The sequence below is a fragment of the Methylibium sp. Root1272 genome (assembly GCF_001425905.1).
GTDB lineage: Bacteria > Pseudomonadota > Gammaproteobacteria > Burkholderiales > Burkholderiaceae_C > Methylibium.
In genome coordinates this window covers 98,641-123,170 of record NZ_LMDY01000018.1, presented here as the reverse complement: position 1 = coordinate 123,170, position 24,530 = coordinate 98,641, and the positions used below count along the sequence as shown (strand labels likewise).

The following is a 24,530-nucleotide window of genomic DNA, read 5'->3' as shown; positions in this document are numbered from 1 at the left end:
GCCGGCGATCCGGCGCCCCGACTCGGTCGATAAGGCCGCCGAAACCCGGCCAGTTCGAGCCGACGAAGGCGGCTCAGGCGGTGCGGGCCGGCGGCGCCACCGTCTTCCGCAGCGCCAGCTTCAGCAGCAGGCTCAGCAGGCCGGCGACGGCCAGCATGGCGATGCAGCCCAGGCCCCATACCGCCCACACGATCCACGGCGCGGCGCTGCCGACCCAGGCGAGCCCGGCCTGCGTCAGGTCGATACCCACGCGCAGCAGCTCCTGCCATCCCGGCAGCCAGGTGGCGAGCCAGTCGCCCCAGGGCAGGTGCGCGGCCGCGGTGTTCACGTCGTCGAGCCAGGCGGGATCGAGGGTCAGCAGCGTGTGCAGTCCCCAGGCGCACAGCGACCACAGAGCGATGCCGAAGGCGGTCAGGATCCAGAGGGCGAGCAGCATGGTGTCGGAGGCGAGGAGTAGGGGGGAAGTGCTTCGAGCCGCCGGGTGGGCCAGGGTTCCGGCCGCCCTCGCCTCAGGCGGCGCCCGTGGCGGCCAGCTCGCCGGCCAGCCGGCCCACCGTCTGCAAGGCCGCCTCGAAGCGCGGGTCGTCCGGGTGGCCGTGGTTCAGGCGCACGTGGTGGCGGAAGCGCCGGTCGGTCGAGAACAGCTGGCCCGGCGCAAGGCTGATGCGTTGCGCCAGTGCCAGCCGGTGCAGGGCCAGCGCGTCGACGCTCGCCGGCAGCTCGATCCACAGGAAATAGCCGCCCTCGGGCCGGGCCACGCGCGTGCCGGCAGGGAAGTGGCGGGCGATGGTGCGCAACGCCAGCGCCTGCTGGCGCGCGAGCGCCTGGCGCAGCCGGCGCAGGTGGCGGTCGTAGCCGCCGCGGTCGAGGTACTCCGACAGCGCCAGCTGCGACGGCACCGCCGCCGACAGCGTGGTCATCAGCTTGCGCCGCTCGATCGCCTGCGCGTGCCGGCCGGCCGCCACCCAGCCGACGCGGTAGCCCGGCGCCAGGCTCTTGGAGAACGAGGCGCAGTGCAGCACGCCGCCCGCGCGGTCCCAGGCCTTGGCGGGCGGCGGGCGGCGCGTGCCGTGGTGCAGCTCGCCGTAGACGTCGTCCTCGATCAGCGGCACGCCGCGCGCGGCCAGCAGCTCCACCAGCGCCTGCTTGTTCGCGTCGGGCATCAGGCTGCCCAGCGGGTTCTGGAAGTTGGGCATCAGCCAGCAGGCCTTGACCGTGTGGCGGTCGAGGGCCTGCGCCAGCGCGGCGAGGTCGATGCCGGTGCGCGGATGGGTCGCCACTTCCAGCGCCTTCAGCGACTGCTGCTCCAGTGCCTGCAGCGCGGCGTAGAAGGTCGGCGACTCGACGATCACCGTGTCGCCCGGCCGCGTGAGCGCCTGCAGGCTGAGGTTCAGCGCCTCCAGCGCGCCGTTGGTGATGACGATCTCGTCGGCGTCGACCTCCAGGCCGTCGAGCCGGTAGCGCAGCGCGATCTGCTCGCGCAGCCGGGCGCTGCCGGGCGTCAGGTCTTCCACCGTGCGCCAGGGGTCCAGGCGCTTCAGCCCGGCCGCCAGCCCGCGCGCGAGTTGCGCCATCGGGAACAGTTGCGGGCTCGGGAAAGCCGAGCCCAGCGGCACCACGTCGCGGTCCTTCACCGAGCCCAGCACCTCGAACACCAGCTCGCTGACCTCGACACCGCTGGAGCGCCGCCGCGGCCGCGACAGCCGCGGCTCGGCCGGCGCCGGCAGCGCCCGCGCCGCCACGTAGTAGCCGGAGCGGGGCCGCGCCTCGGCGAGCCCGCGCGACTCCAGCAGGTAGTAGGCCTGGAACACCGTGGACGGGCTGATGCCGCGGTGCGCGCTGGCCTGGCGCACCGAGGGCAGGCGATCGCCGGGCTGCAGCGAGCGGTCGGCGATCAGCCGGGCGATCTCGTCGGCATAGCGTTCGTAGCGTTTCATCGGGCGGCGGAGGCAACGTCCGACTGTACTGATCAGGATGGGGTGAATTTCAGAACAGCCATCAAACTGATCTGGTTTTTTTACCTCGATCTGAGTCTTCAAAACCGCCGGGCCGAAGCGCACAGTGCTGGCATGTCTGCCGGAGTCCGACCATGTTGAACGCGCTGCGCTATGTCCAGATCGTGCTGTGGAGCTTCTTCGGTGTGCGCAAGCGCGCCGACCACGCGATCGACCTGCAGCGCGCCCGGCCGGTGCCGCTGCTGCTGGTGGCGATCGGCCTGGCGGCGCTGTTCGTCGTGGGCCTGGTCTCGCTGGCCGGGCTGGCGGTGCGATCGCTGAGCTGAATGACCGTGAACGCGAACGGGCGCTGGCGCCATGCGCTCGCCGCGCTGCTGGCGGGCCTGGGGCTCGCGTCGGCCGCGGTGGCGCAGGGCACGCCACCGGCGCCGCACCGGCCGGCCGAAGACACGCTGTCCCAACGTGTCGTGGCCTGCACCACCTGCCACGGCAAGGAAGGCCAGGCCACCAACCTCGGCTACTTCCCGCGCATCGCCGGCAAGCCCGCCGGCTACCTGCATCACCAGCTGCTCGCGTTCCGCGACGGGCGGCGCCACTACCCGCTGATGAGCGCGCTGCTCGAGACGCTGTCCGACGACTACCTGCGCGAGATGGCCGAGTACTTCGCCGCGCTCGACCTGCCGTACCCGCCGCCGCAGGCGCGCGATGCGCCGGCCGCGCTGCTGGAGCGTGGCCGCGTGCTGGTGCGCGAGGGCGATGCGGCGCGCCGGCTTCCGGCCTGCACGCAATGCCACGGCGAGGCGATGCTCGGCGTGCAACCGGCGATCCCCGGCCTGCTGGGCCTGCCGCGCGACTACCTGAACAGCCAGCTCGGCCAGTGGCGCTCGGGCCAGCGCCATGCGCTCGCGCCCGACTGCATGGCCGACATCGCCCGGCAGCTCGCGCCGGAGGACATCGCGGCGCTGTCGAGCTGGCTGTCGTCGCAGCCGGTGCCGGCCGGCGGCAAGCCGGCCGCCGCGCTGCCCGCGAAGCTGCCGCTGCCCTGTGGCGGCGTGACGCCATGAGGGCCGCGGCATGAAGAACACGTGGCCACTTCCAAGGCTGGCGCTGTGGGCGGCGCTCGGTCTCGTGCTGATCGTCGCCGCGCTGTGGGCCGCGGTGTGGGCCCTCAACGTCCGTGGCGAGTCGCCGATCCCGGCCGACGCGGCGCCGTTCGTGGCGACGCCTCAGCAGGTGGAGCGTGGCGCCTACATCGCGCGCGCCGGCAACTGCGCCACCTGCCACACCGCGCGCGGCGGTGCCGCCTATGCCGGCGGCCGCGGGCTGGAGACGCCGTTCGGCACCGTGTTCTCCTCCAACCTCACACCCGACGACGCCACCGGGCTGGGCCGCTGGAGCGCCGCGCACTTCTGGCGCGCCATGCACCACGGCCGCTCGATGGACGGCCGCCTGCTCTACCCGGCCTTCCCCTACACCGACTACACCCTCGTCACGCGCGAGGACAGCGACGCGCTGTTCGCCTACCTGCGCAGCCTGCCGCCGGTGGCGCAGGCGCGGCCCGCGCACGCGCTGCGTTTTCCGTACGACACGCAGGCCGCGCTGGCGGTCTGGCGCGCGCTGTACTTCGAGCCGGCCCGCTTCGAGGCGGTGGCGGATCGACCGGCCGACTGGAACCGCGGCGCCTACCTGGTGCGCGGCCTGGGCCACTGCAGCGCCTGCCACACCCAGCGCAATGCGCTGGGTGCCAGCGAACTGGGGCTGCAGCTCGGCGGCGGGCTGATCCCGGTGCAGAACTGGTACGCGCCCTCACTGCTGTCGGCCGACGAAGCCGGCGTGGCCGGGTGGTCGGCGCAGGACGTGGTGGACCTGCTGAAGACCGGCCGCTCGGCCCGCGGCTCGGCGATGGGGCCGATGGCCGAGGTGGTGGCCCGCAGCACCCAGCACCTGGATGAGGCCGACCTGCGCGCGATGGCGGTGTACCTGCAGTCGCTGCCGCAGCACGGCGCACGCCGTTCGCGTGCGGCGGCGCACGCCGATGGGGCCGCTGCAGAGCAACCCAACTCGCGCGGCGCAAAGCTCTACGAACAGCACTGCGCGCAATGCCACGGCGCGGCCGGTGAGGGCGCTGCGGGCCTCTACCCGCCGCTGGCCGGCAACCGCGCCGTGACCATGGACTCGGCCGCGAACCTGGTGCGCATCGTGCACGGCGGCGGCTACCTGCCGGCCACCGCCGGCAACCCGCGACCGTTCGGCATGCCGCCGTTCGCGCACGTGCTCGACGAGGCCGACACGGCCGCCGTGGTCAGCTACGTGCGAGGCGCGTGGGGCAACGACGCGGCGCCGGTGACGCCGCTGGAGGTGCTGAGGCTGCGGCCGGGGGCACTGCGGTGAGCGTCACCCTCACCCCGGCCCTCTCCCGCGAGCGGGAGAGGGAGTAGAAAACCCCCCTCTCCCCCGGCACGGGGGAGAGGGCAGGGTGAGGGGGCTTATGTCACTCCGCCAACGCCTCCGCCAGCGGCTGCGCACCCGCCCCGAAGGCATAGGCATCCATCGCCAGGCAGCCATAGGTCACCGCGTCGTGCAGCCGCAGCCCGGGCGCCGCCAGCCCGCCGGCGCCGGCGGCGATGTAGAGCGGCAGCCAGTGCTCGTCGGTCGGGTGCATTAGCGCCGCGTGCGGCGCCTGGGCGCGGTACGCCAGCAACGCGTCGCGGTCGCGCGCCGCGCTGCGGCCGGCAACCCAGTCGCGGAAGGCGCGGCTCTCGGCCATCTCTTCGCCGTCCTCGGCGCCCGTCGCGTCGACACGGCGGTTGCCGAACACCAGCCGCAGGTTGTGCGTGAGGCTGCCGCTGCCGAGCACCAGCACGCCCTCGGCCAGCAGCGGCGCCAGCGCCTCGCCCAACGCCCATTGCGTGGCGGGCGGCTGCTGCGGCGCCAGCGCCACCGGCAGCACCGGCACGTCGGCCTCGGGCCAGGCGAAGCGCAGCACCGACCAGATACCGTGGTCGAGGCCGGCCTCGTCGCTGGGCTGCACGGCGATGCCCCGCGCGGCCAGCAGATCGGTCACGCGCGCGCCGAGCGCGGGGGCGCCGGGCGGGCTGTACTGCAGTTCGTAGAGCGCGGGCGGAAAGCCGCCGAAGTCGTGCACCGCGTGGTGCGCGGCGCTGCCCAGCACCAGCGGCATGCGGGCGGCGGTGTGCGGCGAGACGACGACGATGGCCTTGGGCCGGCCGAAGTGCGTGTCGATCGCCCGGCCCAGGCGCTGGAAGAACGGCCCGGTCGTGCCGGGCTCGAGGGCCAGCATCGGCGAGCCGTGCGAGACGAACAGGGCGGGCAGGGGCGTGTGGGCAGTGTCCATGCCCCGATTGCATCACCGCGCCTGCGGCGCGGCGTTCAGCGGCTTTGCATGCAGCGTTCGGCGGCGGTGAGCAGGGGGTGTGCCGGGGGAGGGCTTGAGCCACGTCAAGCCCCTTCCGGCGACGGGGCTCCATGCTGGGCCATGCACATCTTGGAGATTCCCATGAAGCTCGCACTGGCGGTACTCGGCGGTTCACTCGCACTCGTTCTGGCGGGCTGCGCCACGGGTCCCAAGGAGGAGGACCACGCCGCGCATCACGCGCCCGGAGCCGCGGCGCCGACGCCGGGGCAGATGGACGCGATGATGATGAAGTCGATGCAGGACATGCACGACAAGATGATGGCCGCGAAGACACCGGAGGAACGCGCCGCGCTGATGCAGGAGCACAGGAAACTCATGCACGACAACATGGGCATGATGTGCCGCATGCACGGCGGCCAGGGCGGGATGGGGATGGGCGGCGAGGCGATGAAGCCGCCAGCGGCCAGGTAACCGCGAGAGCGGTGTCATGGACCGCTCTTGTTCCTTGGCGCGCGGTGACGAGGCCCGCTGAAAATTCTTCCTGGACGGTGTCGATTTCCGATCGTCAACTTCGTCGTGAGTGCATCACCCACCCTGAGGACGCCCCGTGAAATACCTCGGCCTTGCCTACTTCACTCCCGAAAAGTTCGCCGCGATGGCGCCAGACGACGTCAAGGAACTGGTTCGCCAATGCCCGGCATTGGACGAGAAGATGCGCGCCACGGGGAAGGTGCTGGTCTCCGCGTCGCTCGGCGATCTGGACGGGTGGCGGACGCTTCGCCCGCGCAGCGGCAAAACGCAGATCAGTGATGGGCCTTACACCGAATCGAAGGAAGTGGTCGGTGGCCTGTTCATCATCGACGCGGACAGCCATGACGAGGCGCTGCGCATCGCCGCCATGCACCCGGCCGCCATGCTGGGCGAAGAAGGCGGATGGGCCGTAGAGTTGATCCCCATGGATTTCTACCTGGCGTTGAGGTCGACGTGACCGGTAATGCGCCGCAGCGCTGGCAACGGGCCTTCTCCGTGGAGGTGCGTCACGCCTACTTGGATGACGTCGGGGCCTCCGCGCCTCTCGCGTGGCAACTGGTGGAGCCGTCTCCAGCACGGTTTTCAGAGCTGGGTCTGATGTACCGCGTCGACAACAGAGGGCTGTCTGCCTTCCGGTCCGATGGCCCGGGCGGCGACGCCGCTGCCGATCTGGTGTTTCAACTCACGGCGACGGACCCCGCATTCTTCGGGTACACCGACATCGACGTTGCGGACTTGGACTCCACGCTGTGGTTCGACAGCACTCTGGCCCCTGCTGCCGACAGCGACGGCGACACCGCTCGCAGGCTGCACATGAGCGCGACCGTCTCCGCGGCTGATCGGGCCGCACGGGAGGCGCTACCTCTACTGCGCTCGACCACGCAGCACGCCCCGAATGCACTCGTCGGCTTCGTCCGCATCCGGTGGTCGTCGGCCGACCCGCCGGGGCTGGCCTGGTTCATTGCCTTCGATGCCCGCGCGATCGTCTGGAGGTATTCGGTGCGGGGCGCTTCCGGTCGCTCGCTCGTCATCCGAGACGCGGATGGCCAGGTCGATTTCGAGCCGGCCACGCCCACGCAATGGCCGGGCACTACAGACACCGTGGTCCTGCGTTCCACCGCTGCAATTCCGTTCAGCCAACATTCGCCGCGCCGCTTTCAGCTCATGGAGGCGACTCCTCACGGTGAGCGGGTCCTGATCAAGCGACTGCCCGTCCCCTCGCCGAGCGCCTTGGCAAGGGAAACGGTAAATGGTCGTGACCTCAGGATTGCCGAGATCCATGTCGACCTCTGAGAGAAACCTCGGATGTTGTCGCGCTTTGCACTGGGTGAAGGCGCTATTGGCGGCTTGCGAAGCGCCCATCCACCTATCCCTTGGTTAGTTGGCTGCGGTCAGGCTCGAAGTCGAACGAGCCATCGCCGCCACAGGACGAGCGCTCGCGCACCGAGCAGTCATGTCGAATCAGCTTCCTTTCGTTCGTCGTCAAGGCACGAGGCGCGCTCAGGCGGGTGTGCCGACCGGTCCACCCCCACCAGGAGTTCAGGCATGTCCTATATCGACGGTTTCGTGATCGCGGTTCCCACGGCCAACAAGCAGAAGTTCATTGAGCACGCGCGTCATTTCGACGCGCTGTTCATCGAGCTGGGTGCGATCCGTGTGATCGAGAGTTGGGGCGACGACGTCCCCGACGGCAAAGTCACCGATTTCCGCCGCGCGGTCCAGGCTACGGCCGAGGAGACGGTGGCGTTTTCGTGGGTCGAATGGCCGGACAAGGCCACGCGCGACGCCGCCATGAAGAAAATGCTGGAAGACCCGCGCATGGACCCATCCACACCCGGCAATCCGCCCATGCCCTTCGACGGCAAGCGAATGATCTTCGGTGGCTTCGAACAGGTGGTCGAAGTGAAGGCTTGAGCGGCGGTGCCATGCTGGACCTGCACTGGTTGTTCGGCTCCACTCAGGCTCAAGCCTCCACCAGCCCCGGCACCGCCGCGCGGCCCAGCGCCCTGCAGAGCTTCCCCCACGCCACGTCGTCCAGCAGCGCGCGGGCCGAGTCCAGCACCGGCGCCTGCGCCTCGGGGGGCATGCCGGCGATCAGTTGTGCGCGTTCGGTGGGGTTGAGCGCCGGGACCAGCCAGCGCAGCCACAGGCTCATCTCCTGCGGGCCGATCCTGGCCAGGATGCGGCCCTCCATCGCCTGCAGCTCGGCATCGCTGTAGGCCGCCCACAGCGCCTGGTTGTGGCGGGTCTCCTCCATGTCCATGTGCTCGAAGTTCTCTGCGATGAAGGCGGCCAGTTGACGGTACAGCCGGTGCGCCGCCGCGGCCTCGGGCGCGGCGCGCAGGGCGGCGGCGTGCGCGCGCAGCGTGGCGATGGTGTCCAGGTGCTCCCGGTGTTCGGTGGCGACGCGGTGGCTGAGGCCGTTGTGGCGTGCCTCGATGGCCGGGTGGATGACGTCGTTCTCGTGCTGCAGGTGGCTGCTCGCGGCCTCCAGCAGCGTGTCGAGCTGGGCCAGGCCGGCGGCCACGTCCTGCGGGTCGTCCAGGTCCATCCGGCCCAGGCGCAGCAGCGTGTCGGTCATGAACTGGCGCAGGGCCTTGTGGATGGGCGCGTAGATGTCGAAGCGGAGCGAGGTGGTGCTCATGGTGGGGTCCGGCGTGCGGTGTGAAGGAGACGCCAGTGTTGCGATCCGCTGGCGCGCCGGCATCGCTCCGAGGAGCCATCGCGCGCCCCCGTGCGGGCATGGCTCCTGGTTCCGCAACAGCGCCCCGCATTCCTAGAATCGGGCTGCTGCCTCCCGCTGCCTTCGCCGCCACTGCCGCTGCTGTCCATGGACGCCCGCACCGCCCTGACCGCTCCCTCTGCCAGCAACAAGTACCGCATCCCGCGGGCGCGGCGCGATGCCGTGCCGCGCCCGGCGCTGCTGGCGCACACGCTGGAGCGGGCGGCAGACGCCCGGCTGGTGCTGGTGCAGGCGCCGGCCGGCTTCGGCAAGACCACGCTGCTGGTGCAATTGGCCGCCGCGCTGGCCGCCGCACCCGGCGCCCAGGTGGTGTGGGTGTCGCTCGACGCCGAGGACAACGACGCCAACCGCCTGTTCGCCGCGCTGATCGGCGCTCTCGCGGCGCTGGAGCTGCCCTGGGCCGTGCCGCCCGCCACGGTACTGGCCCAGCTGAAGGACGCCAGCCCCGCCGCGCGCACCGCGCTGGGCCTGCTGATCGACGCCCTCGGCGGGCGGCCCAATGCGCGCATTGCCCTCGTGCTGGACGACCTGCACCACGTCACCGATGCGGCGGCGCTGCAGTTGCTCGACACGCTCATCGCCCGTGCGCCGCCGGAGCTGTGCCTCTTCATCGGCAGCCGCGTCGCGCCGCCGCTGTCGCTGGCGCGCTGGCGCGCCGGCGGCGAGCTGGTGGAGCTGGGCTTCGAAGACCTGCAGTTCGATCTCGTCGCAGCCCAGGCGCTGTGCCGGCTGCGTGGGCTGCAGGCCCCGTCCGAAGAAGCGCTGCAGGCCGCGCTGGCGCGCACCCACGGCTGGGTTGCCGGCCTGCACCTCCTGCTGGGCAGCGCGCGCCCCGGGGCCGGCAGCCTGCCCGCACTCACCGGCCCGGCGGCCCACCGCCACCTGTTCGACTATTTCGCGCAGGAGGTGCTGGCCGAGCTGCCGCCGTCGCTGCAGCCCTTCGTGCTGTACGTCAGCGTGCTGCCGGAGCTCAGCCCCACGTTGTGCCAGGCCGTCACCGGCCGCGGCGATGCCCGGGCCGTGCTCGACGACCTGTTCGAGCGCCAGCTGTTCCTGAGCGCGCTCGACGACACCGTGCCGGTGCTGCGCTTCCACGACCTGTTCCGCGATTTCCTGCGCAGCGAGCTGGAGCGGCGCGAGCCCGGTCGTGCCGCCGCGCTGCATGCCCTGGCTGCCGCTGCCGAGACGCGCGCGGAGCGCGCCGTGCCGCACTGGTTGGCCGCGGGCCGCTGGTCCGAAGCTCTGGCCGCGCTGCGCCAGATGGCCGACAGACTGCTGGCCGTGGGCGGCACGCACCGTCTCGAGCGCTGGCTGGAGCAGCTGCCTCCCGACTGGCGCGAACTCCAGGCCGACGCGGCCCTGCTGCGAGGCCTGTGCGCCTGGTCCCGCTGGGACTGGGTGCTCGCGCGCGACGAATTTCAGCGCAGCCATGACGCGTTCGCACGCCAGGATCGGCAGCGCGACCGACTCGTGGCGCTGGGCATGCTGGGGGCCTGTCACAACGCCCTGGGCGAGCTGGAGCGGGCCGAGGGCGTGCTGGCCGACGCGGCCGATGCGCAGCTGCCGCCGGCGCTGCAGGTGGCCTTCGATTCGCTGCAGGCATGGAACGGCCTCGCGCGGGGCGATGGCGCAGCCGTGCTGGCCGGCCTGGGCGCGATGGCGGACAACGCGGCGCGGGCCCAGGAGGCGCGCTATCCGAACATCGTGGACATGAGCTACGGGCACTTCACCGGCCTGCCCGGCACGCGGCCCTTGATGGAGCGGCTGCGCCGGCTGTGCCGCAGTGAGCAGCCGGGCGGCGAGGTGCAGGTGCCGGCGCTGGACGCCTGGCTGGCCTTCTGGCACGGCGAGCCCGGCCCGGCCCGCGACGCCTTGCAGGACCTGCTGCAGCGGCAGCGCCAGTTGCCCGGCGACATCATGCTGGGCATCGGTGCGCTGCACCTGCACAGCCTGCACCTGGCCGCGCAGGGCCAGGGCAGCGAGGCGCTGTCCGTCATCGCGCAGGTGCCGGACCGCATGACCGCCGGCTTCAGCCAGGGCTGGCGGCGCACCTATGCGCATGTGCAGGCCCGCATCCACTGGCGATCCGAGGACGCCGACGGCCTGGCCGCGCTGCTGCCCGACCTGGCCCGGCCGCGCTCGGCGCGCGAATGGCCGGTGCTGGACACCGGTGCCGCGCTGGTGCAGGGCCAGCACGCGCTGCTGCGCGGTGAGCTGGCGGCCGCAAGGGCGCTGCTGGAGCGCGCCGTCGAGCTGCAACGCGGCGGGCGGCTGCCGGCCTTCATGGGCGATGCGCGCTTCGCGCTGGCGGTCTGCCGCGCCGGGCAGGGCGAGCTGGACGCCGCGGCTGCGGCGCTGGACGAGGTGCTGCGCGAAGCCGTTGAAGAAGACGGCCTGGGCCTGCTGCTGGAGCCGCCCGGCCGGCTGAAGACGCTGTGTCAGACCCTGGCGTCCCGCCTGCGCAGCCCGGCCGCGGCGCAGGCCCGGCTGCGCAGGCGCCTCGCGGCCTGGCAGGTCGAGGGCGCGCCCGCTGCCGCCGCCTCCGTTGCCGACGCGGTGCCGCCGGACGAGCCGCTGTCGGCCCGCGAGCGCGAGGTGCTGGCGCTGCTGGCCGAGGGCCAGAGCAACAAGCTCATCGCCCGCGCGCTGGACCTCAGCCTGCACACTGTCAAGCGCCACGTGGCCAACATCCTGACCAAGCTCGCGCTCGACAGCCGCACGCAGGCGGCGGCTTACTGGCACCGGCGCTGAGCCGCGGTGCGTGCGTTGTCGCGGCAGGCGCTGCCCGCTGGGGGCTCAGGCTGGGGCGGTCGGCCTTGGAGGCCGACTGCGCTGCGATGCTCGCGCCAGGGTCGTGCCGCAGAACTCACTGCGCGCCCTGCGGTCGCTCCGTTCAGACAACTGCGGCAAGTCAGACAACGAAGCGCGCTGGCGCGCGCCGACCCTGGCGCTGTGCTTCTCGTCGCCCCAGACATCGCCCCCAGCGGGCAGCGCCTGCCGCGACCACCACCATCGGTGGCCTGCCGCGATCTCCACCATCGGTGGCCTGTCGCGATCTCCACCATCGGTGGCCTGTCGCGATCTCCACCACGCGTGGTCTGCGGGTCGACCACCACCACGGCTCCGCGAAGGCGGGCTCGGGCAGGCGGCGGCGCGCCTCCGAGGCGCCGAGAAGCACAGGGCTCGTGGCCGCGCGCGCAGCGCGCATCGTGGTCTGACTCGTCGCGGTTGTTTGAACGGAGCGAGCGTAGCGAACGGAGTGAGTTCCGCGACGCAGCCACGAGACCGCGCATCGCAGGGAAGTCGGCGCCCGGCGCCGACCGCCGAGGCGAAGCGCCGCCGCTTGCCCGGGCCCGCCTTTGCCGCACCGACCGCCCCCGAATCGCAGACTGCGAACTTCAGCAACGTAGGCCGACACCCTGTCTGTCGACCGAACCAGTCACGACGAACGAACGACTCAAGGCTCCGGCAACGCCGCCAGCACCGCCGCACTCGGCGCATGCCAGCCGACGATTGCGCCCTGGGCCGCGATCATCTCCAGCACCGCGGCCTTGTAGGCCGGGAAGTAGCTCTCGGTGCCGTCTTCCACCAGCAGGCAGTCGTAGCCGCGGTCGTTGGCCTCGCGCATCGAGGTCTGCACGCAGACCTCGGTGGTCACGCCGGTGAACACCAGGTGGCTCACGCCCAGAGACTGCAGCCGCTCGTGCAGCCCGGTGGCCCAGAACATGCCCTTGCCGGGCTTGTCGAGCACGATCTCGCCGGCCTGCGGCGCCAGCGCCGCGATGATCTCGGTGCCGGGTTCGCCGCTGATCAGCAGCCGGCCCATCGGGCCGGGGTCGCCGATGCGCAGCGTGGGTTCGCCGCGCAGACGCTTGGCCGGCGGGCAGTCGCTCAGGTCGGCCTTGTGCGCCTCGCGGGTGTGCACCACCGGCCAGCCGCGCGCGCGCCAGGCGGCCAGTAGCGCGGCGATCGGCGCGATGGCTGGCACCAGCAGCGACACGTCGTTGCCGAGCGAGGCGCCGAAGCCGCCGGGCTCGATGAAGTCGCGCTGCATGTCGATCACCACCAGCGCGGTCGTGCCGGGGGCGAGCCGGTAGTCGAACGGCGTGGCCGGCACGCTCACGGCCTGCTGCGGTGTCGTCGTGCTCGTCATGCGGCCTCCGGCAGTGGCTGGGCGTGCCCGTGGTCGGCACCGCCGCCCATGTGCGAGCCGATGGTGTGGCGGTCGACGTCGGCGGCCGGCGTCTCGAACACGATGCGGCCTTCGCTCATCACCGCGATGCGGTCGGCCAGCTCGATCAGCTCGTCGAGGTCCTCGCTGATCAGCAGCACCGCGCCGCCGCGCTCGCGCACAAGCAGCAGCCGCGTGTGGATCTCGGCCACCGCCGCGAAATCGAGGCCGAACACCGGGTTGGCGGCGATCAACACGTTCACGTCACCGGCCAGCTCGCGTGCCAGCACCGCGCGCTGCACGTTGCCGCCCGACAGCGAACCGATCGGCGCGTTCTCGCCGCGCGTCTTGATGCCGTATTCGGTGATCCAGGCGCGGGCGCGTTCCTTCCAGGCACCGAAGCGCAGCCAGCCGCGCTGCAGCGGCGGCTGGTCGAAGTCGCGCAGCGCCATGTTCTGCGCCACGCTGAGCTCGGCCACGCTGGCGCTGCGCAGCGGCTCCTCGGGCAGCGCGCGCAGCTTCAGCACACGGTTCTCGTGGCGCTTGGCGCCGTAGGGCACGCCGGCCACGCGCACCGTGCCGGCCAGCCGCGGGCGCTGGCCGACCAGCGCTTCGACCAGCTCGCGCTGGCCGTTGCCGGACACGCCGGCGATGCCGAGGATCTCGCCGGCCTTCACCGCCAGGCTCAGGCCGTGTACCGCGAGCGTGCCGCGGTCGCCCAGTGCATCGAGCCCCTGCACCTGCAGCGCCACCGGCGCGTCGGCTGCGACCGGCTTGCGCACCACCGGCTCGTCGTGCACCGGCGCCCGCGCGCTGCCGCCGGCGGTCTCGCCGATCATCGCCTGCGCCAGCTCGGCCGGCGTGGTCAGCGCGACCTGCGCGCCGTGCACCTTGCGGCCCCGGCGCAGCACCGTCACGCCGTCGGCATAGGCCATCACCTCGCGGAACTTGTGCGTGATCATCAGCACGGTGCACTCGCCGCGCCGCGCCACCGCGCGCACGAAGGCCAGCACCTCGTCGGCCTCCTGCGGCGTGAGCACCGAGGTGGGTTCGTCGAGGATCAGCAGCCGCGGCTTCAGGTAGAGCTGCTTCAGCAGCTCGAGCTTCTGCTTCTCGCCGGCCGCCAGCTGGGCCGGCGTGGCGTCGAGGTCGAGCGTGAAGGGCGTGGTGGTCAGGAACTCGGCCAGCGCCTTGCGCTCCTTGGCCCAGTCGATCAGCGCCGGGGTTCGGCCGCCGGCCAGCAGCAGGTTCTCGGCCACGGTCATGCCGGGGGCGAGCGTGAAGTGCTGGTAGACCATGCCGATGCCGAGCGTGCGCGCGACGATGGGCGAGGCGATGTCCTGCTCGCGCCCGTCGATCAGCACCGCGCCCTGCTCCGGCGGGTGGTAGCCGGCCACGCACTTGACCAGCGTGCTCTTGCCCGCACCGTTCTCGCCGAGCAGCGCGTGCACCGAACCGGCGGCGACCTGCATCGACACGCCGTCGAGTGCGGTGAAGCTGCCGAAGCGCTTGGTGAGCTCGAAGGTGTCGAGCGCCAGCGCGCCGTCGAGGCGGGGCTTGGGGTCGAGGGGGGCGGTCATGGCGCTGTTCCTTCGTGGGAGCGAGCGAAGTCGGAGGACCGGGTGGCCCCGACTTCGTTCAGCCAATTCCTATTCACTCCGTCGGGGCCACCCGGCCCTCCGACTTCGCCGGCGAGGCTTGTTGCCTGCCCAGGAGTTGCCGCACGCGTCCACGAAGCGGCCATCACGCCAGCGCCTCCAGCACAGCCCCCGAAGACGCGACGGCCCCGAACACTCCGCCCTGCATCTTCACCATGTGCAGCGCCGCGCGGTGGTTGCCGGGGTCGGTGGCCGCGGTGCAGTCCGACAGCAACAGGCATTCGTAGCCGCGGTCGTTGGCGTCGCGCATGGTGGTGTGCACGCACACGTCGGTGGTGATGCCGGCGAGCAGCAGGTTGCGGACGCCGCGCACGCGCAGCAGCATGTCGAGGTCGGTCGCGTAGAACGAGCCCTTGCCGGGCTTGTCGATCACCGGCTCGCCGGGCAGCGGCGCGAGCTCGGGGATGATCTCCCAGCCCGGCTCGCCGCGCACCAGGATGCGCCCGCAGGGCCCGGCGTCGCCGATGCCCACGCCGTCGGTGCCGGCGCGGCGCGAGCGCCAGCGCTTGTTGGCCGGCAGGTCGGCGAGGTCGGGGCGGTGGCCCTCGCGGGTGTGGATGATGTGGAAACCCAGCGTGCGCAGGCGGGTCATCAGCGTCTTGATCGGCTCGATGGGCGCGCGCGTCAGCGCGAGGTCGTAGCCCATCTTGTCGACGTAGCCGCCGACGCCGCAGAAGTCGGTCTGCATGTCGATGACGATCAGCGCCGTGTTGTCGGGGCGCAGGTCGCCGTCGTAGGGCCAGGGGTAGGGCTCGGCATTGACGAAGGATTCGTTGGGCATCGCAGGCTCCTGCTCTCAGCGCGCGGACGACAGTTCGCCCGGGCTGCCCTGGGCCACGCTGCCGGGCCGGCAGCTCAGCACCAGGATCACCAGCGTCAGCACGTAGGGCACGGCGCTGAACAGGTAGTAGCCCTGGCTGATGCCGATCGACTGCAGCGCCGGGCCGATGGCGCCCGCGCCGCCGAACAGCAGCGCCGCGCCCACGCAGCGCAGCGGGCTCCAGCGCGCGAAGATCACCAGCGCCACCGCGATCAGGCCCTGGCCCGAGGAGATGCCCTCGTTCCAGCTGCCCGGATAGAACAGCGTCAGCGACGCCCCGCCCAGCCCGGCGATCGCGCCGCCCGCGGCGGTGGCGGCGATGCGGATCGCGCCGACCGAGTAGCCGAGTGCACGCGTTGCATTGGCCGAGTCGCCGGCCAGCCGCACCAGCAGGCCCCAGCGGGTGCGCGCGAAGCCCAGCCACAGCACGACCGCGAGCACGATGCCCAGCGGCAGCAGCGGGTTGATCTGCAGCGCGGCCTGCACCACGCTCGACTCGCTCCAGCCGCCCAGCGCGATGGGCGTGAGCTGCGGCGCCTGCGGCTGGATCAGCGGCTTGCCGAGGTAGAAGGCCAGCCCGGTGCCGAGCAGCATCAGCGCGATGCCGGTGGCCACGTCGTTGACGCGCGGCAGCGTGCATAGCAGGCCGTGCAGCAGCGCCAGCAGCGCGCCGGCGCCGGCGGCGACCAGCACGCCAACCCAGACCGAACCGCTGAGGTAGGCGCCGCCGAAGGCGGCCATCGCCGACAGCACCAGCACGCCCTCGAGGCCGAGGTTGATGCGGCCGGCCTTCTCGGTCAGGCACTCACCGAGGCTCACGAACAGGAAGGGCACGCCGACGCGCAAGGCGCCTCCCAGGATGGCGGCGGAGAAGGCGATCAGGGTGTCGCTCATGACGCTGCCTTGGGTTCGACTTTCAACTGCACCGGCGTCACCGGCCCCGACGGCGGTCGCAGCTTCACTGCCGCCGCGCGCCAGTCGATGCCGCGCAGCGCCTCGCTGGCGAGGATCAGCACGAAGGCGATGCCCTGCAGCACCTGGACCGAGGCGTCGGGCAGGTCGAGCCGGCGTTGCAGCAGGCTGCCGGCCGCGCCGAAGCCGCCGAACAGGATGGCGACCGGGATGACGGCGATCGGGTTGTGGCGCGCGATGAAGCTCACCAGGATGCCGGCGTAGCCGTAGCCGGCGATGATCGATGCGTTGGCGTTGGTGTGCACCGCGGCCACCTCGATCGCGCCGGCCAGCCCGGCGCACGCACCGCCGATGGCGCAGGCGATCAGGATCAGCCCGCTGGCCGGCAGGCCCACCAACTGGGCGGTGCGCGGGTTGCCGCCGACCACCCGCACTGCGAAGCCGCGCGCGGTGAGCGCCAGCCACAGCCCCAGCGCTACGCAGGCCAGCAGGCCCAGCACCAGGCCCCAGTGCACGTCGGAGCCGAACATGCCGCCGATGCGGATGCCTTCCTCCAGCGCGCGCGTCGACGGCTTGTTCAGCGTGCTCGGGTCGCGCAGCGGGCCCTCGACGATCTGCTTGAACAGCGCGATCGCGATGTAGGCGAGCAGCAGGCTGCTGATGGTCTCATTGACGCCGCGGTACTGGCGCAGCGCGCCGGCCAGCGCGATCCACGCCGCGCCGGCCGCCATGCCGGCCGCGCAGACCAGCGCGGTGCCGATCACGTTGCCCGGCAGCGGCACCGCGTACGGCAGCGCCGCGGCGGCCAGGCCGCCGAGCACCAGTGCGCCCTCGCCGCCGATGATCACCAGGCCGGCGCGCGCCGGCAGCGCGACGCACAGCGCGGTGAGCATCAGCGGGGCGGCGCGCTGCAGCGTGTTCTGCCACGAGAACCAGTCGCCGAAGGCGCCCTTGAACAGCAGCACCCACACCTCGACCGGGTCGGTGCCGCCGAACCACACGAACACGCCGAACAGCAGCAGCGCGGCGGCCAGCGCGCCGATCGGCAGCAGGATGTCTGCGAGGGCGGTGCTGCGCATGGCGGTCGACTCCTGTGGCGTTCTAGTGGTGCGCGCAGGCGCGGCAGGCGGTGGGCGCCGGGGCGGTGATGGGGTGCGGTCGGCGCGCTGCGCCGACTGCGCTGCGGTGCGCGTGCCGCAGGCGCGTCGCGCAACTCGCTCTGTTCGCTGCGCGAACGGCGCTCGGACAAGCGCGACGGATCGGATCACGATGCGCGCTGCGCGCGCCGCCTTCGGCCCTGTGCTCCTCGCCGCACCCCGACACCGCCCCGGCGCCCACCGCCTGCCGCGCCGCAACCGCAGAGGTGCACGAACGCAATGCATCCGTAGCGTGATGGCCGGAGTGAGGGTGGCCGGGCCGGGGGGCGCGTGCGAGGCGCCGAGGCGCGCAGGGGGCGTGGCCGGCGCGCACGGCGCGCCTCGTGGACTGACTGGCCGCGGTTGTCCGAGCGCCGTGAGCGCAGCGAACAGAGCGAGTTCCGCGGCCTGGCCACGACGCCGAGCACCGCAGGGCAGTCGGCGCGAAGCGCCGGCCGCCGACCTCGCGCTCCCCGGCCGGGCCGCCCGCGCTCCGGCTGCTTGCCACGAGCAGGAACCTGAGCCGATCAGCACCCATGATCCACGCCCACCTCAGATCGACCCGACCACACCCTCGACCAGGTAGTTCATCTTCTCGAGCTCGAGGTCGGTCTGCTTCAGCACCTTGCCGGCCGGGATGACCACCGCGCCCTTGTTGTCCTTCAGGCCGCCGGCGAAGATGTCGAAGCTGCCCGCCACCATCTTGGCCTTGATGCCGTCGGCCGCCTTCTTCGCGGCCTCCGGCACCATCGGTCCGTAGGCGGACATCTTCACGTAGCCCTCCTTCAGGCCGCCGCGCAGGAAGTTCGGATGCGGCTTGCCGGCCTGCGCCGCCTCGATGATGGTCTTGTAGGCGGTGAGCCAGTTCCACTCGGCGCCGGTCAGGTAGGCATTGGGTGCCAGTTTGGCCTGGCTGGCGTGGTAGCCGCAGACCATCTTGCCGCGCTTGGCGGCGGTTTCGACGATGACCTTCGGCCCGTCGACGTGCATCGTGAACACGTCGGCGCCCTGGTCGGCCAGGCTGTTGGTGGCCTCGGCCTCCTTGACGGCCATCGACCACTCGCCGGTGAAGATGACCGTGCAGGTGATCTTGGGGTCGACCGAGCGCGCGCCCATCGTGAAGGCGTTGATGTTGCGCAGCACCTGCGGGATCGGCTTGGCCGCCACGAAGCCGAGCTTCTTGCTCTTGCTCATGTGGCCGGCGATCACGCCGTTGAGGTACTGGCACTCGTCGATGTAGCCGAAGAAGCTGCCGGTGTTCTTGGGGTGCTTGCCCTCGGTCCACATGCCGCCGCAGTGCGAGAAGCGCACGTCGGGGTACTTGGCGGCGAGCGCCAGCATGTGCGGGTCGAAGTAGCCGAACGAGGTAGGGAACAGCAGCTTGGCGCCGTCCTGCACGATCATGCCGGTCATGGTCTTCTGCACCGCGGTGGTCTCGGGAACGTTCTCCTCCTCGACGACCTTGATGCCGGGCAGCTTCTTGACCTCGGCCGCGGCCGCGGCCTGCGCCTGGTTGTAGCCGAAGTCGTCCTTCGGGCCGACGTAGATCACGCCGATGGTCATCTTGGTCTGGGCCTGCGCGGCGCGCAGCGCCCACGGCGAGGCGGTGGCCAGGCCGGCGGCCGACAGTTGCGCGAGCGCGCGGCGGCGGGAGGCCCGGAAATCGTGTTGCGTCATGGTGGCTCTTCCTCTACGTGGATGGCAGGGCAGCAGCGGGGCGGGGCATCCGCAACCGGCGTGGCCGGTCTTGGTGCACGTATTGGTATACAAGATGGAATACGCAAATGCCGTGCCTGCGCCGTACCGGTCGCGGGCGGCACCGAGGGGCCGGCCGGAATGCCCGCGCTCCGACCACGACGCCGGGGCAGCGCGGCGGTGAGCGGGCGGGCTCGGGCGTCAGCGCGCGAGCTGGGTGCGCGCCTGCTGGAGCATCGCGAGCGTGATCTTGCGGACCTCGGACTTGCTCTGCTCGACGTGGCTGCGCAGCAGCAGCTGGGCCTGGTCGAGCTTGCGCTGCATCACCGCGCGCAGGATCTTGGCGTGCTCGGTGTAGGTGGCGTCGATGCGGTCGCCGCGCGTGAAGTCGAGCCGGCGGATGATGCGGATGCGCTCGGTCACGTCCCAGTGCACGCGGGCGATCTCGGCGTTGCCGGCGGCGCGCACCAGCGTGGCGTGGAACTGCTCGTCGAGTGCACCGACTTCGCGCCCGTCGCTCAGGCGCTCCGCCACCGGCAGCAGCCAGGTCTTCTTCAGCGCATCGAGCTCGGGAGCGTCGTCGGCCCGCGTGCACAGCTTGGCCACGCTGGCCAGCTCCAGCAGCACGCGCAGGTCGTAGAGCTGCTCGAGCTTGTCGAAGTCGATCGGCCGCACGTACCAGCCCGATTTGGACTCGACTTCCAGGAAACCCTCGTTGCGCAGCCGGAACAGCGCCTCGCGCACCGGGGTGCGGCTGACGCCGAGGCGGGTGCCGATCTCCGCCTCGGAGAAGCGGTCGCCGGGCACCAGCAGGAAATCGTGGATCTCGGCCTTGAGCCGGGCATAGGCCTGCTCGGCGAGGTTGCTGCGCACCGCGGTGGCGGGCAGCGTGGTGGCCGGGGCTACGGCGGCGGTGGCGCGCGCGCGGGAGGCGGCGGTTGCGGGACGGCGGGCGGGACGCGTGCTCATCGCGCGAGTCTAGACGGCACGCCGCGCAGCATCAGCCATCGATCAGGCTCACGTGCGCGGCCACCACGCGCCAGCCGCCGTCGGCGAAGCGCACCCAGGTCTGGCTCTGGCGGCCGATGCGGGCGTCGCCGTCGCGATGGAACTCGGTCATCGCGGTGGCGAAGTCCTGCCCGTAGGTGGTGATCACGGTGAGCGCGAGGCGGCGCGCCAGGCCCTGCGACGGCCGGGCGCGCCGGAAGGCACGGATCGCGTCGATGCCGACCAGGTTCTCGGCCGTGCCGTAGCGCACGGTGTGCGCGCTCGGCCAGAACAGCGCGTCGAGCACGTCGACGCGGTTGTGGACCAGCGCGTCCTCGTAGCGCGCGAACACCGCCTGCATCTCGGCCAGTACCTCGGGGCGGTTGATGTCGGAGTCGTCGGTCATCGGCGGGCTTCCTTCGGGTTCAGTCGAGCGTGGCGACCGGCGAGTGCACCACACCAGCGGCCTCGAGCGCGGCGCCGACGCGCAGCGCGTGGTCCTCGCGCCAGGGCGCGGCGATCACCTGCACGCCGATCGGCAGGCCCGGCAGCGCCGGGTTCGTGCCCCACACCGGTACCGCGCACACCGGCAGGCCGATGCAGGAGATCGGCTGCGTCAGCAGTCCCAGGCTGGGTCGGGCCGGCAGCCGCTGGCCGTTCAGCTCCAGCCACTCGGTGCCGAGCAGGGGCGCGACGCAGGGCGTGGCCGGCGCCAGCAGCACGTCGACCTCGCCGAACAGCTCGGCCGCGCGCTGCGCGAACCAGCGCCGCACGCGCTGTGCCTGCAGCACCCAGGCGGCCGGCAGCAATGCGCCGGCGAGGAAGCGGTCGCGCGACAGCGGCTCGAAGTCGTGGGCGCGCGTGCGCAGGTCGCCCAGGTGCAGCGTGGCGCCCTCGGCGTTGCTGATCAGGAAGGCGGCGGCACGGGCACGCGCCACCTCCGGCAACTCGACGTGGCGCGTGACGCCGAGCGCCGCCGCGACCCGCTCGACCGCGGCGCGCGCCTCGGGCAGCGCATGCTCGTGGAAGTAGCCGCCGAGCACCGCGATGCGCAGGCCGTCCGCGCCCAGCGCCAGCGTGGCGTGAGTCGGCTCGATGGGGCGCTGCACGCAGCCCGGGTCGGCGGCGTCCCAGCCCTGCAGCAGGTCGTAGCTCAGCGCCAGGTCGGACACCGAGCGCGCGAAGGGCCCGAGGTGATCGAGGCTGGCGACGAAGGGGTAGGAGCCGTGGCGCGGCAGCCGTCCGTAGGTGGGCTTGAGGCCGAACACGCCGCACAGCGAGCTCGGCACGCGGATCGAGCCGTTGGTGTCGGAGCCCAGCGTCAGCGGCACCTGGCCGGCGGCGATGGCGGCGCCCGAGCCGCCGGAGGAGCCGCCCGCGCTGCGTGCCAGGTCGTGCGGGTTGTGGGTGGCACCGGCGTGGCTGTTCTCGGTGGTGAAGCCGTAGGCGTACTCGTCCATGTTCAGCGCGCCCACCAGCACCGCACCGGCCGCCTCGAGCCGCTCGACCAGCGGCCCGTCGCGCAGCGCCGGCGCGTGCTCGCGCTCGATCTTCGAGCCGGCCAGCGTGGCCAGGCCCTGCACGTCGAACAGGTTCTTCACCGCGAAGGGCACGCCCAGCAGCGGCAGCGCCGCGGTGTCGCCCGCCACGTGGCGCGCGTCGAGCGCGGCGGCGCGCTCCAGGGCGCGCTGCGCGGTGAGGTCGGTGAAGGCATTGACGCGAGCGTCGGTGGCGGTGATGCGCGCCAGGCTGGCCTGCACCATCGTGCTGGCACTGACCTCGCCGCGCTGCACCGCGGCGGCGATGCCGGTGGCGGTGCCGGCGAGCAGCGTGTCGGCGCTCACGATGCGGCGTCCTGCGGCGATAGCGGCACGAACTGCGGCGCCGGTTCGTCCTCGACCGCGAGCGGCAGGCCGTTCACCAGTGCGGCCATCTGCGACGCGAGCGCGAAGTAGCGCAGCACGCCGGCGCGGTGTTCGGGCGCGAGCGGCAAGGCCAGCGCCGCGGCGGCGGCGTCGACGTAGGCCTCGATCGTGTCGGCGGGCAGCATGGCGGTCTCCTGGAAATCTGGGCAGGTGAGGTCGGGTGCGGCGAGCCTAGGCCGCGGCACGGCGCAGCGACGCCACATAGGCGCGCCAGCCCCCGAAGGCGCTGACATCGGGGGCGCCGGCCAGCGCATGCGATTCGCACAGGAAGCCGTGCACCCAGCGGCCGTCGGCCAGCTCGATCGAGCCCAGGCCCAGCGGCGGCGGGATCAACGCGAGGAAGGACCCGACGGCGCGCTGCGGCAGCGCCCAGACCTCGACCGCGATCGCATGGCCGTCGTCGCCGCCGGCGGCGCGCACCAGGCCCGGCTTCGGCGGCGTGGTGCCGGGCAGCGCGTGCAGGCGGTAGCGCGGCGCGGTGGTGGTGGCCTCGAGCAGGCTCGCGCCGCGCTCGGTGAGCTGGCCGTTCAGCGGCAGGCCCGACAGGTGGGCGCCGACCACGGCCAGCGCCAGGGTCGGCTCGGCGGCCGGTGCCGGCCCCGCGGCAGTCGCGGGCAGGTCCTCGAGGTGCCGGCGCGAGCCGCCGAGCGGCAGGTCCATCGCGCGCTGCCACTGCGCCCCGAAGCGGGCCAGCGCCGCATCGGCGTTCGCCGGGGCGATGAAGGTGATGCCGAACGGCAGCCCGACGGCCGGTCCGCCGGGCGCCGCCGTCGCGGTGAAGCCGGCCGGCACGGCCAGCGCGCACCAGCCCAGCAGATTGACGAAGTTGGTGTAGGTGCCCAGGCCGGCGTTGGCGCCCAGCGGGTCGGCGTCGACCTCGTCGAAGCGCGGGTGCCCCGGCGCGGTGGGCACCATCAGCACGTCGACCTGCTGCCACAGCGCGGCGGCGTCGCGCTGCGCCGCCCGCAGCCGGTACTGGCCTCGGAAGGCGTCGGTGGCGCTGAAGGCCGTGGCCGACTCGACGATCTGGCGCACGCTCGGGTCCAGCGCCTGCGGGTCGCGCGCGAGCAGCGCCTGCACCACGGCATGGCGCTCGGCCACCCAGGGGCCGGCATACAGCAGGTCGGCCACCCGGTGCAGCGGCGCGAAGTCGATCGGCACCGCACTGTGGCCGAGCCGGCGCAACTCTCCGAGCGCCTGCTCGAAGGCCGCGGCATAGCCGGCGTCGCCGCTGAAGACCGCATCGCGCGGCACGCCGACGCGCAACGGGCCGTTCCAGCCGGCCGGCCCCGGCGCGAAGGCGCTGTAGGCGTCGTCGGCGTCCGGCCCCTCGATCAGCGCGAGCACGGTGGCCGCGGCCGGCACGGTGTGCGTGAACACCGACACGCAGTCCAGCGAGCGGCAGGCCGGCAGCACGCCGGCAGTGGACACGCGGCCCGGCGTGGGCTTGAGCCCGACGATGTTGTTGAAGCCGGCCGGCACGCGGCCCGAACCGGCGGTGTCGGTGCCCAGCGCGAGCGGCACGTCGCCGCGCGCGACCACCACCGCCGAGCCGGAGCTGGAGCCGCCGCTCACGCGGTCGGCGGCGAACACGCTCGCCGGCCGGCCATAGGGCGAGCGGGTGCCGACCAGGCCGGTGGCGAACTGGTCGAGGTTGGTCTTGCCCAGCCACACTGCGCCCGCCTCGACGAGCCGCTGCACCGCGCGCGCCGAGCGCTCGGCGGTGTGCGAGAACGCCGGGCAGGCGGCGGTGGTCGGCAAGCCGGCGATGTCGATGTTGTCCTTCACCGCGAACGGCACGCCGTAGAGCGGCAGGGCCTGTGCGCGCGCGGCCTCGTCCGCGCAGCCGGCGGCGCGTGTGGCCAGGGCAGCGAGCTGGTCGTCGAGCTCGGCCTCGCTGGCGAGCAGGATCCACGCCGGATCGTCGCCTCCGCTCTTGAGCTGGCGCAGCCGCTCGGGAAGCAGCGTGCCGGGCGTTGCGCCATCGCGGTAGGCCTGCTGCCACTCCTCCAGCGTGAACGGGTTCGGTGCGTGCATGGTGTGTGCTGGTGCACTGTCTTGTGTACCAGATGGGATGCAGCAGGAACCATGCCGACCGCGCGCGGCCGCGCCGCCCCGTTCAGCGGCTGGCCCAGAAGCCTTGGTGCGGGGCCAGCAGCTCGGCCTCGAGTTCCGGGACCGGCCCGAACACCCGCACCGGCTTCTGGCCGCGTGCGAACAACTCGCGGCAGGGCAGCGCCAGCGTCGGGTTCTCGGCATGGTCGCCGGTCAGTGCGAGCAGGGCTTGCTCGCCGGCGCCGTAGACGATGCGGCCGATGTTCGCCCAGTAGGCGGTGCCGGCGCACATCGCGCAGGGCTCGAAGGTGGTGACCAGCGTGCAGTCCCACAGGAAGTCCGGCGCATGCCGACCGGCCGCGCCGCGCGCCAGCGTGGACTCGGCGTGCTGCACGGTGTCGATGTTGCCCTGCTCGGCCAGCACGGTCCGGTGATCGGGGGCGAGCAGCAGCGCGCCGAAGGGGTGCCGGCCGAGCGCCAGCGCGCTCAGCGCGACGGCGTTGGCGCGGCGCAGCGCGGCGGTGATCTGCGCGGCGCTGGGGTCGGGGTGGCTGAACGCATGCATC

24 protein-coding genes are annotated in these 24,530 nt (G+C 72.5%); 8 read left to right on the top strand and 16 right to left on the bottom strand.

Annotated elements, in window-relative coordinates; all coding sequences use genetic code 11:
• Window positions 1–73: 73 nt before the first annotated feature.
• Together ASC67_RS19040 and ASC67_RS19035 are read right to left on the bottom strand one after the other, a co-directional pair.
• Entirely contained in the window at window positions 74–436 is a 363-nt protein-coding gene (locus ASC67_RS19040) for a hypothetical protein (protein ID WP_056325809.1), read from the bottom strand.
• Window positions 437–509: 73 nt separating this feature from the next.
• Complete coding sequence (locus ASC67_RS19035) at window positions 510–1,937, bottom strand: PLP-dependent aminotransferase family protein (RefSeq protein ID WP_056325804.1); 1,428 nt, start codon at window positions 1,935–1,937, stop codon at window positions 510–512.
• A gap of 152 nt (window positions 1,938–2,089) precedes the next feature.
• Here ASC67_RS19035 and ASC67_RS19030 point away from each other — a divergent pair, with 152 nt between their 5' ends.
• The 3 genes from ASC67_RS19030 to ASC67_RS19020 are packed head-to-tail and all read left to right on the top strand — an operon-like array spanning window position 2,090 to window position 4,346.
• Window positions 2,090–2,281, top strand: coding sequence for a DUF2970 domain-containing protein (locus tag ASC67_RS19030; protein ID WP_082536123.1), 192 nt, complete (start codon window positions 2,090–2,092; stop codon window positions 2,279–2,281).
• Window positions 2,282–3,019 (top strand): cytochrome c, encoded by a 738-nt coding sequence (locus ASC67_RS19025; RefSeq protein ID WP_056325800.1) that lies wholly within the window; start codon window positions 2,282–2,284, stop codon window positions 3,017–3,019.
• Window positions 3,020–3,029: 10 nt separating this feature from the next.
• Window positions 3,030–4,346 (top strand): cytochrome c, encoded by a 1,317-nt coding sequence (locus ASC67_RS19020; protein ID WP_056325796.1) that lies wholly within the window; start codon window positions 3,030–3,032, stop codon window positions 4,344–4,346.
• A gap of 100 nt (window positions 4,347–4,446) precedes the next feature.
• Here the strand turns inward: ASC67_RS19020 and ASC67_RS19015 are convergent, their stop codons facing one another.
• Window positions 4,447–5,310 (bottom strand): dioxygenase, encoded by an 864-nt coding sequence (locus tag ASC67_RS19015; RefSeq protein WP_056325793.1) that lies wholly within the window; start codon window positions 5,308–5,310, stop codon window positions 4,447–4,449.
• 162 nt (window positions 5,311–5,472) lie between these two features.
• On the opposite strand from ASC67_RS19015, the gene ASC67_RS19010 reads away from it, so the two are divergent.
• From ASC67_RS19010 to ASC67_RS18995, 4 genes are all read left to right on the top strand, one after another.
• Entirely contained in the window at window positions 5,473–5,802 is a 330-nt protein-coding gene (locus tag ASC67_RS19010; protein WP_082536133.1) for a hypothetical protein, read from the top strand.
• A 136-nt stretch (window positions 5,803–5,938) separates the two neighbouring features.
• Window positions 5,939–6,319: a YciI family protein gene (locus ASC67_RS19005; RefSeq protein WP_056325785.1), complete on the top strand. Its 381-nt coding sequence runs from the start codon at window positions 5,939–5,941 to the stop codon at window positions 6,317–6,319.
• Complete coding sequence (locus ASC67_RS19000) at window positions 6,316–7,155, top strand: hypothetical protein (protein WP_056325782.1); 840 nt, start codon at window positions 6,316–6,318, stop codon at window positions 7,153–7,155. The genes ASC67_RS19005 and ASC67_RS19000 overlap by 4 nt, the downstream gene beginning before the upstream one ends.
• Before the next feature lie 252 nt (window positions 7,156–7,407).
• Complete coding sequence (locus ASC67_RS18995) at window positions 7,408–7,776, top strand: DUF1428 domain-containing protein (RefSeq protein ID WP_056325778.1); 369 nt, start codon at window positions 7,408–7,410, stop codon at window positions 7,774–7,776.
• Window positions 7,777–7,825: 49 nt separating this feature from the next.
• On the opposite strand, the gene ASC67_RS18990 is transcribed toward ASC67_RS18995, so the two are convergent.
• Entirely contained in the window at window positions 7,826–8,506 is a 681-nt protein-coding gene (locus ASC67_RS18990) for a hemerythrin domain-containing protein (RefSeq protein WP_056325773.1), read from the bottom strand.
• A 186-nt stretch (window positions 8,507–8,692) separates the two neighbouring features.
• On the opposite strand from ASC67_RS18990, the gene ASC67_RS18985 reads away from it, so the two are divergent.
• On the top strand, window positions 8,693–11,356 hold the full coding sequence (locus ASC67_RS18985) for a LuxR C-terminal-related transcriptional regulator (protein ID WP_056325769.1): 2,664 nt from the start codon (window positions 8,693–8,695) through the stop codon (window positions 11,354–11,356).
• Between the two features lie 706 nt (window positions 11,357–12,062).
• Here ASC67_RS18985 and ASC67_RS18980 read toward each other — a convergent pair.
• From ASC67_RS18980 to ASC67_RS18925, 12 genes are all read right to left on the bottom strand, one after another.
• The gene (locus tag ASC67_RS18980) at window positions 12,063–12,758 is read right to left on the bottom strand and encodes a cysteine hydrolase family protein (RefSeq protein ID WP_235566388.1); all 696 of its coding nucleotides are present in this window, start codon (window positions 12,756–12,758) and stop codon (window positions 12,063–12,065) included.
• Window positions 12,755–14,356, bottom strand: coding sequence for an ABC transporter ATP-binding protein (locus ASC67_RS18975; protein ID WP_056325764.1), 1,602 nt, complete (start codon window positions 14,354–14,356; stop codon window positions 12,755–12,757). The genes ASC67_RS18980 and ASC67_RS18975 overlap by 4 nt, the downstream gene beginning before the upstream one ends.
• A gap of 163 nt (window positions 14,357–14,519) precedes the next feature.
• Window positions 14,520–15,215 (bottom strand): cysteine hydrolase family protein, encoded by a 696-nt coding sequence (locus ASC67_RS18970; RefSeq protein WP_056325761.1) that lies wholly within the window; start codon window positions 15,213–15,215, stop codon window positions 14,520–14,522.
• A gap of 15 nt (window positions 15,216–15,230) precedes the next feature.
• The gene (locus ASC67_RS18965; RefSeq protein ID WP_056325756.1) at window positions 15,231–16,148 is read right to left on the bottom strand and encodes an ABC transporter permease; all 918 of its coding nucleotides are present in this window, start codon (window positions 16,146–16,148) and stop codon (window positions 15,231–15,233) included.
• Window positions 16,145–17,245 (bottom strand): ABC transporter permease, encoded by a 1,101-nt coding sequence (locus ASC67_RS18960; RefSeq protein ID WP_056325752.1) that lies wholly within the window; start codon window positions 17,243–17,245, stop codon window positions 16,145–16,147. Before ASC67_RS18960 ends, ASC67_RS18965 begins: the two co-directional genes overlap by 4 nt.
• A 609-nt stretch (window positions 17,246–17,854) precedes the next feature.
• Window positions 17,855–18,979: a BMP family ABC transporter substrate-binding protein gene (locus tag ASC67_RS18955; RefSeq protein ID WP_056325748.1), complete on the bottom strand. Its 1,125-nt coding sequence runs from the start codon at window positions 18,977–18,979 to the stop codon at window positions 17,855–17,857.
• 219 nt (window positions 18,980–19,198) lie between these two features.
• A complete protein-coding gene (locus tag ASC67_RS18950; RefSeq protein ID WP_056325744.1) occupies window positions 19,199–19,966 on the bottom strand; it encodes a GntR family transcriptional regulator in 768 nt (255 codons plus the stop codon).
• A gap of 31 nt (window positions 19,967–19,997) precedes the next feature.
• Window positions 19,998–20,390, bottom strand: coding sequence for an oxalurate catabolism protein HpxZ (hpxZ, locus tag ASC67_RS18945; RefSeq protein WP_056325739.1), 393 nt, complete (start codon window positions 20,388–20,390; stop codon window positions 19,998–20,000).
• Between the two features lie 19 nt (window positions 20,391–20,409).
• Window positions 20,410–21,828, bottom strand: a complete 1,419-nt coding sequence (locus tag ASC67_RS18940) for an AtzE family amidohydrolase (RefSeq protein ID WP_056325733.1) — start codon at window positions 21,826–21,828, stop codon at window positions 20,410–20,412.
• Window positions 21,825–22,034 carry a DUF4089 domain-containing protein gene (locus tag ASC67_RS20720; protein ID WP_056325728.1) on the bottom strand — a complete coding sequence of 70 codons (210 nt, stop codon included), beginning with the start codon at window positions 22,032–22,034 and terminating at the stop codon, window positions 21,825–21,827. The genes ASC67_RS18940 and ASC67_RS20720 overlap by 4 nt, the downstream gene beginning before the upstream one ends.
• Before the next feature lie 46 nt (window positions 22,035–22,080).
• Complete coding sequence (gene atzF, locus ASC67_RS18930; RefSeq protein ID WP_056325723.1) at window positions 22,081–23,946, bottom strand: allophanate hydrolase; 1,866 nt, start codon at window positions 23,944–23,946, stop codon at window positions 22,081–22,083.
• Window positions 23,947–24,028: 82 nt separating this feature from the next.
• Window positions 24,029–24,529, bottom strand: a complete 501-nt coding sequence (locus ASC67_RS18925; protein ID WP_056325718.1) for a nucleoside deaminase — start codon at window positions 24,527–24,529, stop codon at window positions 24,029–24,031.
• Window position 24,530: the final 1 nt, after the last annotated feature.

Coding starts and splice junctions, on each gene's coding strand:
- ASC67_RS18975 (WP_056325764.1), bottom strand. CDS start 14,356: ATGACCGCCCCCCTCGACCCCAAGCCCCGCCTCGACGGCGCGCTGGCG.
- ASC67_RS18985 (WP_056325769.1), top strand. CDS start 8,693: ATGGACGCCCGCACCGCCCTGACCGCTCCCTCTGCCAGCAACAAGTAC.
- hpxZ (WP_056325739.1), bottom strand. CDS start 20,390: ATGACCGACGACTCCGACATCAACCGCCCCGAGGTACTGGCCGAGATG.
- ASC67_RS19030 (WP_082536123.1), top strand. CDS start 2,090: ATGTTGAACGCGCTGCGCTATGTCCAGATCGTGCTGTGGAGCTTCTTC.
- ASC67_RS18925 (WP_056325718.1), bottom strand. CDS start 24,529: ATGCATGCGTTCAGCCACCCCGACCCCAGCGCCGCGCAGATCACCGCC.
- ASC67_RS19035 (WP_056325804.1), bottom strand. CDS start 1,937: ATGAAACGCTACGAACGCTATGCCGACGAGATCGCCCGGCTGATCGCC.
- ASC67_RS18960 (WP_056325752.1), bottom strand. CDS start 17,245: ATGCGCAGCACCGCCCTCGCAGACATCCTGCTGCCGATCGGCGCGCTG.
- ASC67_RS19020 (WP_056325796.1), top strand. CDS start 3,030: ATGAAGAACACGTGGCCACTTCCAAGGCTGGCGCTGTGGGCGGCGCTC.
- atzF (WP_056325723.1), bottom strand. CDS start 23,946: ATGCACGCACCGAACCCGTTCACGCTGGAGGAGTGGCAGCAGGCCTAC.
- ASC67_RS18990 (WP_056325773.1), bottom strand. CDS start 8,506: ATGAGCACCACCTCGCTCCGCTTCGACATCTACGCGCCCATCCACAAG.
- ASC67_RS18970 (WP_056325761.1), bottom strand. CDS start 15,215: ATGCCCAACGAATCCTTCGTCAATGCCGAGCCCTACCCCTGGCCCTAC.
- ASC67_RS18955 (WP_056325748.1), bottom strand. CDS start 18,979: ATGACGCAACACGATTTCCGGGCCTCCCGCCGCCGCGCGCTCGCGCAA.
- ASC67_RS19015 (WP_056325793.1), bottom strand. CDS start 5,310: ATGGACACTGCCCACACGCCCCTGCCCGCCCTGTTCGTCTCGCACGGC.
- ASC67_RS18995 (WP_056325778.1), top strand. CDS start 7,408: ATGTCCTATATCGACGGTTTCGTGATCGCGGTTCCCACGGCCAACAAG.
- ASC67_RS20720 (WP_056325728.1), bottom strand. CDS start 22,034: ATGCTGCCCGCCGACACGATCGAGGCCTACGTCGACGCCGCCGCCGCG.
- ASC67_RS19025 (WP_056325800.1), top strand. CDS start 2,282: ATGACCGTGAACGCGAACGGGCGCTGGCGCCATGCGCTCGCCGCGCTG.
- ASC67_RS19040 (WP_056325809.1), bottom strand. CDS start 436: ATGCTGCTCGCCCTCTGGATCCTGACCGCCTTCGGCATCGCTCTGTGG.
- ASC67_RS18965 (WP_056325756.1), bottom strand. CDS start 16,148: ATGAGCGACACCCTGATCGCCTTCTCCGCCGCCATCCTGGGAGGCGCC.
- ASC67_RS19010 (WP_082536133.1), top strand. CDS start 5,473: ATGAAGCTCGCACTGGCGGTACTCGGCGGTTCACTCGCACTCGTTCTG.
- ASC67_RS18950 (WP_056325744.1), bottom strand. CDS start 19,966: ATGAGCACGCGTCCCGCCCGCCGTCCCGCAACCGCCGCCTCCCGCGCG.
- ASC67_RS18980 (WP_235566388.1), bottom strand. CDS start 12,758: ATGACGAGCACGACGACACCGCAGCAGGCCGTGAGCGTGCCGGCCACG.